This is a genomic window from Parapedomonas caeni (assembly GCF_041060555.1).
In the GTDB taxonomy this organism is placed as follows: Bacteria; Pseudomonadota; Alphaproteobacteria; order Sphingomonadales; family Sphingomonadaceae; genus CAUJIW01.
Window position 1 is genome coordinate 86,099 of sequence record NZ_JBEUDS010000004.1, and the last position, 12,982, is coordinate 99,080.

8 protein-coding genes are annotated in these 12,982 nt (G+C 67.9%); 6 read left to right on the forward strand and 2 right to left on the reverse strand.

The features are described from left to right. Window positions 1-34: 34 nt before the first annotated feature. From ABU113_RS04585 to ybaL, 6 genes are all read left to right on the forward strand, one after another. A complete protein-coding gene (locus ABU113_RS04585) occupies window positions 35-1,738 on the forward strand; it encodes an FAD-binding protein (RefSeq protein WP_454558305.1) in 1,704 nt (567 codons plus the stop codon). A 55-nt stretch (window positions 1,739-1,793) separates the two neighbouring features. Next, the gene (locus ABU113_RS04590; RefSeq protein WP_454558306.1) at window positions 1,794-3,599 is read left to right on the forward strand and encodes a carbamoyltransferase family protein; all 1,806 of its coding nucleotides are present in this window, start codon (window positions 1,794-1,796) and stop codon (window positions 3,597-3,599) included. A gap of 95 nt (window positions 3,600-3,694) precedes the next feature. Further along, the gene (locus ABU113_RS04595) at window positions 3,695-4,510 is read left to right on the forward strand and encodes an SDR family oxidoreductase (protein ID WP_454558307.1); all 816 of its coding nucleotides are present in this window, start codon (window positions 3,695-3,697) and stop codon (window positions 4,508-4,510) included. Beyond that, complete coding sequence (locus tag ABU113_RS04600; protein WP_454558308.1) at window positions 4,507-5,676, forward strand: oxidoreductase; 1,170 nt, start codon at window positions 4,507-4,509, stop codon at window positions 5,674-5,676. The genes ABU113_RS04595 and ABU113_RS04600 overlap by 4 nt, the downstream gene beginning before the upstream one ends. A gap of 67 nt (window positions 5,677-5,743) precedes the next feature. Beyond that, window positions 5,744-6,754 carry an aromatic ring-hydroxylating oxygenase subunit alpha gene (locus ABU113_RS04605; protein ID WP_454558309.1) on the forward strand — a complete coding sequence of 337 codons (1,011 nt, stop codon included), beginning with the start codon at window positions 5,744-5,746 and terminating at the stop codon, window positions 6,752-6,754. 178 nt (window positions 6,755-6,932) lie between these two features. Further along, the gene (ybaL, locus tag ABU113_RS04610; protein WP_454558401.1) at window positions 6,933-8,588 is read left to right on the forward strand and encodes a YbaL family putative K(+) efflux transporter; all 1,656 of its coding nucleotides are present in this window, start codon (window positions 6,933-6,935) and stop codon (window positions 8,586-8,588) included. Between the two features lie 71 nt (window positions 8,589-8,659). Here the strand turns inward: ybaL and scpA are convergent, their stop codons facing one another. Together scpA and ABU113_RS04620 are read right to left on the reverse strand one after the other, a co-directional pair. Beyond that, entirely contained in the window at window positions 8,660-10,804 is a 2,145-nt protein-coding gene (gene scpA / locus ABU113_RS04615; RefSeq protein ID WP_454558310.1) for a methylmalonyl-CoA mutase, read from the reverse strand. Window positions 10,805-11,021: 217 nt separating this feature from the next. Further along, window positions 11,022-12,938 carry a PhoX family protein gene (locus tag ABU113_RS04620; RefSeq protein WP_454558311.1) on the reverse strand — a complete coding sequence of 639 codons (1,917 nt, stop codon included), beginning with the start codon at window positions 12,936-12,938 and terminating at the stop codon, window positions 11,022-11,024. Window positions 12,939-12,982 lie beyond the last annotated feature (44 nt).

Here is a 12,982-nt window from a genome sequence, read left to right on the forward strand (position 1 = left end):
CTTCAACTGCCAACACCTGATTCGAGTAAACGCGATGTGGGATGACTCTCGCGATGTGGTCGTCGTGGGTTCGGGCAACGGTGCCCTGACGGCCGCCCTTTGCCTGCACGACATGGGCGTGCGCGATGTGATGGTCATCGAGAAATCGATGGAGGTCGGCGGCACCAGCGCGCTGAGCGGTGGCGGCATCTGGGTGCCCGGCAATCACTATGCGGCGGCGGCGGGCATCGAGGATTCGCTCGACGAGGCCCGGGACTATGCCCTGGCGGCCAATGGCGCGGACGACGTGCCGGCACGCCTGGTGGAAACCTACATCGAGCAGGCCCCGCGCATGCTGCGCTTCCTGCATGAGCGCAGCCGGGTGCGCTATGTCTCGCTGGCGCATTATCCCGACTATTTCTCCGACCTGCCGGGCGCGCGCGCTGGCCATCGCTCGCTGGAGCCCGAACCGGTCGACATCACCCGGCTGGCGGACCGCGGCCGGCGCCTGAAGGACGGCCACCCGATCCTGCGCATTCTCAACCGCGTGCCGATGACCCAGACCGAGGCACACAGCTTCAACGTTCAGGCGCCGGGCTGGCAATGGGCCGCAGCAAAACTTTTGCTGCACTATTTTCTCGATCTGCCGCAGCGGCGGCACACCCGCCAGTCGCGCCGCGCCACCTGCGGCAGCGCCGGCGTCGCCCGGCTGCTGTGGTCGCTGGAAGAGCGCCAGGTGCCGGTGGCGCTGGGCGTCGAGCTCAAGGATCTGGTGGTGCAGCAGGGCCGGGTGACCGGCGTCGTCGTCGAGCAGGCCGGTCGTGTCCGGCGGATCGGCTGCCGACGGGCCGTGGTGCTGGCGACCGGCGGCTTCGAGCATGACCAGGCGCTGCGCGAGCAGTATCTGCCGCAACCGACGCAGGCTGCCTGGAGCACCACCCACAAGGCCAATACCGGCACGGCGGTGGCGCTGGCGCGCCGCCACGGTGCCCGGCTGCGCCGCATGGAAGGCGCCTGGTGGGTGCCGACCTTCCGAGTGCCGGGGATCGCCCACCCCTATCCGTCGATCATGGAGAAATCCTACCCCGGCAGCTGCGTCGTCGATGCGCGCGGCCAGCGTGTCGCCAACGAGTCGATGAACTACCAGCTCTATGTGCGCGAATGCCATCGCCTGCACGCCAGCGGCACCGACACCAGCCGGCTGTGGCTGATCTTTGATGCCGACTTCCGGCGCAAATACATCGTCAGCCCGATCCTGACCTCGCGGCTGATGCCGGACTGGATGATCCCGCGTGCCTATTTCTGCCCGGAATTCCTCACCCGCGCCGACAGCCTGGACGATCTCGCCCGCGCGGTGGGCATCGATGCCGCCGGGCTGGGCGCCACCATCGCGCGGTTCAACGGCTTTGCCGCGTGCGGCGAGGATGCCGACTTCGGTCGCGGCAACAGCGTCTACGACCGCTACTACGGCGACCCGGCGGTCACGCCCAACCCGTGTCTTGCGCCGATTGCCCGACCGCCGTTTTACGCGGTGCGGATTTATCTTGGCGAGTTCGGCACCAACGGCGGGCTGGACATCGACGAGAACGGCCAGGTGCTGGCCGACGACGGCCGGCCCATCGGCGGCCTGTACGCCAACGGCAATTGCGCGGCCGCCGTGCTGCCGTCCTACCCCGGCCCCGGCGCCACGCTCGGGCCGGCCATGACCTTCGCCTATCAGGCGGCCCGCCACATCGCCGGCTACAACATGGCGCCATGACGGGTCGTCACGTCCGCCAACGCATCAACCGAGAAGAGGTGCTGATATGGGTTCGGTGAAGACATTTGTTGGCCTGTCCTGCACGGGGCACGACGGTGCCGTGGCCCTGGTCGAGAATCGCGCGCTGGCCTTTGCCGAGGCCGCCGAGCGGTATCGCCAGAGCAAGTTCGCGGTCGGCATGGCGCCCGACGACCACCATTACTGCCGCAACGTGCTGGCCCAACATGCCTCGGGCGACGAGATCGTGCTGGCCCGCAGCTGGAGCGCGCAGGCCGATGCCATCTGGCATGCCGAGAATGATCTGCTGCGCCAGAGCATCGCCGCGCTGCCGCAGCATCGCGACGTGCTGCAACAGCTGGTGACGTTCCACCGCGACAGCTGGGACCATTTCATGAAGCCCAGCATCGACATCGCCGGCCATGGCCTGCATCGCGCCGCTGGCGCGCTGGGCCGCCGGGTGGTCGAGACCCGCGCCTATGACCATCATCTCTGCCACGCCGCGTTCGGCGCCTGGAGCAGCCCGTTCGAGCGGGCGGCGGTGATGGTGATGGACGGCCAGGGCGAGGGGCGCGGCACGGCGTTCTGGCACTATCGCGACGGCGATCTGCACCCCATCGAGACCGAACCCTATGGCGGGGCGCTGGTCGCCTGCTACGGCAGCCTCGGGCTTTACTATGGCATTCTCGTCTGCCTGGCCTGCGGCTTCGAGCCGGTGGCGGGCGAGGAATGGAAGATCATGGGGCTGGCGCCCTACGGCCGCACCGACGAGGCGCTCTACCGCCGCCTGCAGGCGCTCTACACGGTCGATGGCCTGAGCGTGAACTGCACCGACCAGGCGGTGGACATCTTCCTTGAGCTGGCCGGTAACCCCGTCAGCCACAAGCGGGACTTCCAGAAGGCGGCGGACTATGCCCACACCTTCCAGCGCTATTTCGCCGACATCTCGACCGCGCTGATCCGGGAGCTGGCCCGGCGTACCGGCGAGAAGGTGCTGGTGCTGGCCGGCGGCTGCGGCCTCAATTCCTCCTTCAACGGCCGCATTGCCGGGCTGGGGGCCTTCGATCAGCTGTTCGTGCCCTGCGCGCCGGCTGACGATGGCAACGCCGCCGGTGCCGCCATGCTGGCGGCGCGCGATCATGGCGAAGGGGTGATCGCCGGCGGTGACGCCCACACGCCCTATCTGGGTTCCAGCATCGACCTTCATGCGCTGGAGGCGATCCGTCGTCATGCACCGTTCCTGCCGTGGGCGCGCTTCGACGACGAGGCGGTGCTGGTGGCGGAAGCCGCCCGCCGTATCGCCGCCGGCCAGGTGGTGGGCTGGATGCAGGGCCGGGCGGAGTTCGGTCCGCGGGCGCTGGGCAACCGCAGCATTCTGGCCGATCCGCGCCGGGCGGAAATGAAGGACCGGGTCAACGCGGTGGTCAAGTTCCGCGAGGCGTTCCGGCCGTTCGCGCCCTCGGTGCTGCATGAGGCCGGTCCCGACTATTTCAGCGACTATCAGGACAGCCCGTACATGGAGCGCACGCTGACCTTCCGGCCGGAGATGGGCGCGCGGGTGCCGGCGGTCTGCCATGCCGACGGCACCGGGCGCGCTCAGAGCGTCACCCGTGCGCGCAATCCGCTCTACCACCGGCTGATCGAGGCGTTCGCCGCCCGCACCGGCGTGCCGATGCTGCTCAACACCAGCCTCAACGTGATGGGCAAGCCGATCGTCCACAGCATCGAGGATGGCGTGCAGACCTTCCTCGGCACCGGCATCGACTGCCTGTTCGTCGGCCCCTATCTGCTGGCCAAGGATCTGGCGACCCGGCCTGAGGGGGCCTCGGCGCCGGCCAGCCAGCTCGCCGGGGAGCTGGCGTGATGTCCGCCGCCGAGTTCCCCCCCCGGAACACGCCCCGGCACGCGGGGTCGCCCGCGCCCGGGGGCGCCCCTGAGGCCGCCGCCGAACCGGGACGTGTGTGGTTCGTCACCGGCGCCTCGTCCGGTCTCGGTCAGGCGCTGGCCCGCCGCCTGCTGGCCGGCGGCGCCCGGGTGATCGTCTCCGCCCGCGATCCGGCGGCCATCGCGCCGCTTGCCGCGGCCTACCCCGAGCAGGCGCTGGCCCTGCGGCTGGACATCCGGGACGAGGCGATGGTGGCCGACGCGGTGGCGGCGGGCCTGGCGCGTTTCGGCACCATCGACGTGCTGGTGAACAATGCCGCCTTCGGCCTGTTCGGCGCCGTGGAGGAAGTGACGGAGGCGCAGGCGCGCGCCGTGTTCGACACCAATTTCTTCGGCACCTTGCGGATGATCCGCCACGTGCTGCCGGTGATGCGCGCCCGCGCGGCGGGACGGATCATCAACATCTCCTCCGCCGTGGCGCGGTTCGGCGTCGGCGGGCTGGGCCTTTATGCCGCGTCGAAATGCGCCATCGAGGGACTGTCGACGGCCCTGGTGGGCGAGCTGGCGCCGCTGGGCATCCACGTCATGGTCGCCGAGCCGGGCGCGCTGGCCACCGCGTTCGGCGCCAACATGGCGCACGCCGACAGCCTGCCGGCCTATGGCTTCATCCGCGAGCGCTGGGCGCAGTGGCTCGATCAGGCGCTGCTGGGCGACCTCGACCGGGCGGCGGCCGCCATCGTCGAGGCCGGCCTGATGAGCGCGCCGCCGGCCACTCTGGTGCTGGGCCAGGACGCGCTGCAGCTGGTCCGTGGCAAACTGGAGGCGGACCTTGCCGAATGCCTGCGCTGGACCCCGCTGACACTGTCCATCACGCCGGGAGCCCAGGCATGAACGTCGCCGTCTCCATCGACGCCCGGACGGCGTTGCTGTTCTCGCCCTGCCGCCTCGCCGGCCTCGATCTGCGCAGCCGGATCGTCATGGCGCCGATGACCCGCTGCATGGCCGAGGACGGTGTGCCGGGTCCCGCCACCGCCAGCTACTACGCCCGGCGCGCGGCGGCCGACGTGGGCCTGATCATGAGCGAGGGCATCGGCGTCGATCATCCCGCCGCGCTGGGCGAGGGCACGTTTGGCGAGCGCAACATGCCGGTGCTGCAGGGCGCGGCGGCGATCGCTGGCTGGCGGGCGGTCACCGATGCCGTGCATGCCGCCGGCGGGCTTATCTTCGCCCAGCTCTGGCATCAGGGCCCGCTGCGGCGCCCCGGCAGCGGGCCGCAGCCGCGCGCTGTCTCGTGCCGGCCCGATGGTCGCTGGGGCCCGCTCGACGGCAGCACCAGCGCGCCGCCGGATTACCTTGAGGCGGTGCGCCCGCCCACCGTGGCGATGACGGACAACGACATCGCCGACGTCATCGCCGCGTTCGGGCGTTCGGCCGCCCATGCGCAGACGGCCGGCTTCGACGGCATCGCCCTGCATGGCGCCCATGGCTACCTGATCGACAGCTTCCTGTGGCCCGAGACCAACAGTCGCGTCGACGCCTGGGGCCGCACGCTGGCGGCGCGGACCCGCTTCGCGGTGGCGGTGATCGAGGCGGTGCGCGCCGCCGCGCCGGCGCTGCCGGTGGCGTTTCGCTATTCGCAATGGAAGCTGCAGGACTATGACGCCCGGCTGGTCGACACGCCGGACATGCTGGCGGCACTGCTGGCGCCGCTGGTCGATGCGGGCGTCGACCTTTTCGATGTCAGCACGCGGGTGTTCCATCGCCCTGCCTTTGCCGGGTCGCCGCTGTCGCTGGCGGGCTGGACGCGCAGGCTTACCGGCGTGCCGGCGATCGCCGTCGGCGGCGTCGGCCTCAGCCGCGAGCTCAAGGACTCGCTGATGGCGGTGGTGCCGGCGGAGGACAATGTCGCCCGCGCCGTGGTGGCGATCGAGCGCGGCGAGTTCGACCTGCTGGGGGTCGGCCGCGCGCTGCTCGCCGATCCCGACTGGGCTCGCAAGCTGCGCCAGGGGGCGCCGTTGCCGGCCTTCTCGCCCGCCGCCTTCGCCACCCTGATCTAGCGCCGCCCCGTCATCGGCCCTGTTTGCGGCCCCGTTATGGCCCTGTTTACGGCAAGGAGACCTCGTCATGGCCAGCATCGCCCCGTCGCCGCTTGCGCCCGCCCAACGCTATGGCCTGCCGATCCCGGTCGGCTGGTATCACCTGTGTCCGGCCGATGAGCTGGCGCCCGGCGCCGTGCGCACGCTGACGCTGTTCGGCGGCCAGTGGGTGCTGTTCCGCGATCAGGCCGGCACCGCCGGTGTGGTGGAGCCCTACTGCCGGCATCTGGGCGCCCATCTGGGTGTCGGCGGCGTCGTCGACGGGGCGCTGCTGCGCTGCCCGTTTCATAAGTGGGGCTACGACACCGCCGGCTTCTGCCGCGACATTCCCTATGCCCGCAAGATGCCGCCGGTGCTGGAACGCGCGCCGGCGCTGCGGGCACTGCCGGTGCGCGAGGCGGCCGGCGGCATCTGGGCCTGGTACCACCCGGCGGGCGCGGCGCCCGACTGGTCTCTCGACGCGCTGGTCGAGGCGGTGCCGGCGGACTGGCGGCAGCGGGCGGGGCCGGTGCACGACATCCACACCATCGCCCAGGAGATCGGCGAGAACAGCGTCGATGGCCCCCACCTGGTCTATGTCCACGGTCAGCCGGTGGTGCCCAACGGCCAGTCGCAGTACGCGGGACCGCTACGCCAGACACTGATCAATACGCAGCTGCCGATCGAGGGCGAGGACGGCCAGATGCACAGCTGCGACTACCGGCTCAACCTCCAGCAATGGGGGCCGGGTCTGCAGATCCTGCGCCAGGAGCGCTATGTCAGCCTGCTCAACATCATGACCATCACGCCGCTCGACACCGCGCTGACGCGTCTGCGCTTCACCTTTTTCCATCCGCCCTACGAGGATGGCTTCCGCCAGCGGATGATCGACGAGCTGATCGAGGAACAGGTCGGCCAACGCGGCGACTATGCGGGCGTTGAAGCGGACTTGCCGATCTGGGACAACAAGATCTATCGCGCCCAACCCCTGCTGTGCGATGGCGACGGGCCGATCCTGCAGTACCGCGCCTGGTTCCGGCAATTCTATCCTGTCGCGTGACGGGGCGCCAACATAAGGCGGAGTGCCGTCGCAGCATGCCCGGCCTTGTCTGGAGGCGATGGCCTGCATATCTTTAAAGCCTGCGCAGCAATGATGTTGGCAACACGGCGGTCGCCGTGAGGATGGGCTTTCTCCGCGACGGCGTCGCCAAAGGGGGCAAATAGGTGTCTGGCGATCGCTGATGCAACATGGACCTCTCATCCCGACCATTGTGGCCGGCCTGACGGTCGCCTTCATTTTCGGCCTGCTTTCCCATCGGTTGCGTGTGTCGCCTCTCGCGGGATACCTGCTGGCGGGTATCATTGTCGGCCCCTTCACGCCGGGGTTTGTCGCCGATGGCGGACTGGCGGCGGAACTGGCGGAAATCGGTGTCATTCTGCTGATGTTCGGCGTCGGACTGCATTTCTCGCTGCGTGACCTGCTGTCTGTTCGTCATGTGGCGGTACCGGGCGCTATCGGCCAGATTGCGGTGGCCACGCTTGCCGGCGTCGGGCTGGCGATGCTGCTGGGCTGGTCACTGGGAGCGGGCATCGTCTTCGGCCTTGCGTTATCGGTGGCGAGCACGGTGGTGCTGCTCCGGGCCTTGCAGGTGCGCAATCTCCTCCACACCGAACGGGGGCGTATCGCCGTTGGCTGGTTGATCGTCGAGGATCTGGCGATGGTACTGGCGCTGGTTCTCTTGCCTGCCGTTGCCAGTGCCGCTACCGGCGCGGGCGTTACGTTCGGCGCATTTGTCGGCGCACTGGCGCTGACTTTGCTCAAGGTATCGGGTTTCGTTGCCTTCATGCTCCTGATTGCCCGTCGCGCCATTCCTGCACTGCTGCATTATGTCGCGCACACCGGTTCGCGGGAGCTCTTTCGCCTTGCGGTGCTCGTGATGTCGCTGGGGGTGGCCTTCGGGGCGGCGATGCTGTTTGACGTTTCGTTCGCGCTGGGAGCATTTTTTGCCGGGATCATCCTTGGTGAAACCCGGTTGAGCCAGCGGGCGGCAGAAGAGACAATGCCTCTGCGGGATGCCTTCGCGGTCTTGTTCTTTGTCTCGGTGGGTATGCTGTTTGATCCGCGGATCATCATCGAGCAACCGCTGCCGCTGCTGGCCACGGTGACCATCATCATCGTGGGCAAGTCGCTAGCGAGCTATGTCATCGTCCGCCTGTTCGGGCATCCGCATGGTACGGCGCTGGTTATATCGGCCAGCCTGGGTCAGATTGGCGAATTCTCGTTCATTCTTGCAGCCCTCGGGGTCAGCCTGAATTTGCTGCCGCCGGATGGGCAGGATCTGGTTCTTGCCGGCGCGATGTTTTCCATCCTCATCAATCCGTTCCTGTTCAACTGGATCGGCCGGCTCGATCCCGAGGCCCTGGGAGTTGCCGAGCAGTCAGCCCCCGGCACGCCGCCGCCGGCCCCGGACGCTCATGGTGGTCATGTCGTCCTTGTCGGTTATGGCCGGGTCGGCCGGCGTGTTGGCCAGGCCCTCATGGTGAACCGGACGAGGCTGGTGGTGATCGAGGAGATCGCCGAGCAGGCCGAGGCGGCGCGACGGGATGGCGCCGAGGTCATTGTGGGTAACGCCGCCAGTCCCGAAGTTCTCGCCAAGGCGGATCTCGCGAAAGCCGCCCAGTTGCTGGTGGCCATCCCGGAAGGGTTCGACGCTGGTCAGGTGGTGGAACAGGCCCGCCACGCCAGTGCTGACCTGGCCATCATCGTGCGCGCCCACTCGGACGCCGAGGTGGCGCACCTGCGCCGCCTCGGCAGCACTCATGTGGTGATGAGCGAGGACGAGACCGCGCGCCGCATGTTAAGTCTGGCCATGCCGGCTACCGCCACCTTGTAGGCGGGACGCGGAGGAGAGAGTTCACGTCCCCCCTTGTCGGGCTGACCTGTTGCGGTACGGCAGCGGGGTCGCTATTCCGCCGCCTGCCGGCCCTGTTTGGCCTCGATCAGCTCCAGCACGCCGCCGGCGGCCTCGACCAGATTGGTGCCGGGGCCGAAGATCGCCGAGGCGCCGGCCTTGTACAGGAAGTCGTAGTCCTGCGCCGGGATGACGCCGCCGCAGAACACCAGGATATCCCCGGCGCCCTGGGCCTTCAGCTCCTCGATCAGCGCCGGCACCAGCGTCTTGTGGCCGGCCGCCAGGCTGGAGACGCCGACGGCATGGACATCGTTGTCGATGGCCTGACGGGCAGCTTCCGCCGGGGTCTGGAACAGCGGACCGACATCGACGTCGAAGCCGAGGTCGGCAAAGCCGGTGGCCACCACCTTGGCGCCGCGATCATGGCCGTCCTGGCCCATCTTGACGATGAGGATGCGCGGCCGCCGGCCCTCGGCCTTGGCGAAGGCGTCGATGCGGCCCTGCAGCGCCTGGAACGCGCCATCGCCCTCGTAGGCCGCGCCATAGACGCCGCTCACAGACTTGATCTCGGCACGGTGACGCCCAAACACATCCTCCATGGCGCTGGAAATCTCGCCCAGCGTACAGCGGGCGCGGGCGCAATCAACCGCCAGCGCCAGCAGGTTGGCCTGACCCCTGGCGCCATCGCGCAGGGCGTTGAGCGCGGCCTGGGCGCGGGCCTCGTCGCGGCCGGCCTTGACCGCGTTGATGCGGGCGATCTGCGCCTCGCGCACGGCGTTGTTGTCGACGTCGAGGATGTCGATCGGGTCTTCCTTGGCCAGGCGGTACTTGTTGACGCCGACCACCACTTCCTCGCGCCGGTCGATGCGCGCCTGCTTGGCCGCCGCGGCTTCCTCGATCTGCAGCTTGGGCAGGCCGGATTCGACGGCCTTGGTCATGCCGCCCATCTCTTCGACTTCCTGGATGATTGCCCAGGCCTTGTCGGCGAGCTCCTTGGTCAGGCTCTCGACGTAGTAGGAGCCGCCCAGCGGATCGACGACCTTGGTGATGCCGCTCTCTTCCTGCAGGATCAGCTGGGTGTTGCGGGCGATGCGGGCGGAGAAGTCGGTCGGCAGCGCGATCGCCTCGTCGAGCGCGTTGGTGTGCAGCGACTGGGTGCCGCCCAGCGCCGCCGCCAGCGCTTCCAGCGCGGTGCGGACGACATTGTTGTACGGGTCCTTCTCGGTCAGGCTGACACCCGAGGTCTGGCAGTGGGTGCGCAGCATCAGCGAGCTGGCCTTCTTGGCGCCGAAGTCCTTCATGATGCGTGCCCACAGCAGGCGGGCGGCGCGCAGCTTGGCGACTTCCATGAAGAAGTTCATGCCGATGGCGAAGAAGAACGACAGGCGGCCGGCGAAGGCATCGACGTCGAGGCCCTTGGCCATGGCCGCGCGGACATACTCCATGCCGTCGGCCAGCGTGAAGGCGAGCTCCTGCACCTGCGTCGCGCCGGCTTCCTGCATGTGGTAGCCGGAAATGGAGATCGAGTTGAACTTCGGCATGTTCTTGGCCGTGTACTCGATGATGTCGGCGATGATCCGCATCGAGGGCGCCGGCGGGTAGATGTAGGTGTTGCGGACCATGAACTCCTTGAGGATGTCGTTCTGGATGGTCCCCGACAGCTTGTCGGCCGACACGCCCTGTTCCTCGGCCGCGACGATGTAGAAGGCCAGACACGGGATGACCGCGCCGTTCATGGTCATCGACACCGACATCTTGTCGAGCGGGATGTCCTGGAACAGGATCTTCATGTCCTCCAGCGTGTCGATGGCGACACCGGCCTTGCCGACGTCACCCACCACGCGCGGGTGGTCGGAATCGTAGCCGCGGTGGGTGGCCAGATCGAAGGCGACCGACAGGCCCATCTGGCCGGCGGCGAGGTTGCGCTTGTAGAAGGCGTTGGATTCCTCGGCGGTCGAGAAGCCGGCATACTGACGGACGGTCCACGGCCGGTTGGCGTACATGGTCGCGCGCACGCCACGGGTGAAGGGGAAGAAGCCGGGCAGGTCTTCCTCCAGGCTGGCGGTGTCGGCGGCGGTGTAGAGCGGCTTGACGGCAATGCCCTCGGGCGTCTGCCAGGTCAGCGTGTCGAGTGGCGTCTCGCCCAGCTCCTTCTGTGCCAGCGCCTGCCAATCCGCGATCGTTTTTGATTCCGACATGTGATCCTCGACTTCCGGTCCGCGCGTCGCCCGGGCCGAATCCCCGCTGGACGCACCTATGCTCGATGATCGCATTGCAAATTTTGTGACAGATTTGAAGCGCCGAGATGCGAATATCGGCGGGCGGGCGCCCCGCAACCTGCAAAAATTGTAAAATGCGAGATCGACGCCGGATGCAAGCCATGCTGCCGCCGTCCGGCGTTGCACGGCTCGCCATTCAGCCGATGCGGCCTCCATCATGACGCGTGACCAGCACGACCGATGGACGCGGCGGCATGTCGGGCTGGAAGTCCGGCCACCGGGTGGCTGGGTTCTCGAACGACGAGTCGCGCCCGAAGGGAGCGTAATCCCGGGTGCCATCGGCTGCCGGGTGCTGGATGGACAGGAACAGCGCGCGGCCATCGGGCGTGAAGCAGGGGCCACAAAGCTCGGCGCCCACCGGCACGCGGAAGAACATGCGGCTGGTTGCTCGCAGAGCCCCGTCTGTTTCGATGGCGTAAAGACCGTCCGCGGTGCCCGTTTGTCCCCAGGCCGCCCCCTGGTCGGTGGCGACCCACAGACGGCCGTCGGCATCAATGGCACAGTTGTCTGGTGAGCCAAACCAGCCATTGGCGCTGGTCACCGGGTTGTAAGTGGCGCCAACGGTGCCGACCGACGGGCTGCCACAGCGCAACAGGATCTCCCAGCGGAACGTGGTGGCGGCATGATCGCCATCCGGGGCCACCAGTTCGACGATATGGCCGAAGGTGTTCACGGCGCGCGGGTTGGCGGCATCAATCTCGCCGGCCTGGCGGCGAGTGTTGTTGGTGAGCATGACGTAGACCCGCCCATTGCTGGGGTGGGGCTGCACATCCTCCGGCCGGTCCATCGGTGTGGCACCCATCAGAGTCGCGGCCTTGCGGGCCTCGATGACCACGTCCGCCTGGCTGGCAAAGCCATTTTCAGCAGTCAGTGGCCCGTGTCCGAAGATCAGGGGCAACCAGGTGAGCGAGCCATCGGCATCGAAGCGGGCGGCGTAGAGCGTGCCGTCGTCCAGCAGGTCGACGTTGGCGGCGCGATTGCGCGGGTCGTAGCGCCCCTTGGTGACAAACTTGTAGACATACTGGAAGGTCTCGTCGTCGCCCGAATAGACCACGATCCGACCGTCAGGGTTGATGACTGTTTCCGCCCCCTCGTGCTTGAAACGGCCAAGTGCGGTGCGCTTCCTCGGCGTTGACAACGGATTTTGCGGGTCGATTTCGACAATCCAGCCGAAACGGTTGGGTTCGTTGGGCTCATGGCTGACGTCGAAACGCTTCTGGGCGAGGCTGAACCGGGAGAAGCCGCCGGCACCGATACCATAGTTGAAATGATTTTCCGTCTCGCGATGACCTTCAGGCAGCACTCCCCGGAAATACTGGTCGAAGTTTTCCTCGCCGGTCAGGTAGGTGCCCCAGGGCGTCACGCCGCCGGCGCAGTTGTTCATGGTCCCGGTCACCATCCGGCCGGCGGGATCGGCGCCGGTCTTCATCCGGTCGTGGCCAGCGGCGGGGCCGCTGATGGCGATGGGGGTCGACCGGCAGCTGACGCGCCGGTTGAACCGGCTGTCGGCGACCGTTGCCCATCCCGCGCCATCGCGCCGCAGTTCGATAACCGAGACGCCATGGGCTGCCAGTTCGATCTGCGCCATTTCCGGCGTATAGGCCGACGGGTCCAGTGTGACGCCGTCGCCGGAGGACTTCATGAGTCCGGGGAACATCAGTTGCGGAATGGTGTACTCATGGTTGACGCATAGCAGTGCGCGATCAGCGCTGATCGGGATGAAACCGATGTAGTCGCAGTTGTAGCCGAACTGCATTTCCTGCGCGGCGGCGGTCTGGCGCATCGGATCGAAGGCAGGTGCGCCTGGAAGCACCGGGTCACCCCAGCGCAGCAGTATCGCGGCATCGTGGCCGGGCGCCACATGGTGGGTTTCGTCGACGCCGTGGCTGATTTCGCCGAACTCGAAGGAGGGCGATGCTGCACCGGCGCGCACGTCGGCCGCGCGCAAGGGGCTGGGCAGGACAGCGAGTGCGGATGTGGCCAGCGCCGCTTTCAGGGCATCGCGGCGGCCAAAGCGATGCGTGACAATGTCGGCGAAGGGTAGACCAGCCATGGGGGAGCCTCACGAGAGGAAGGGTAGAACGTGCCTTCCCTCTG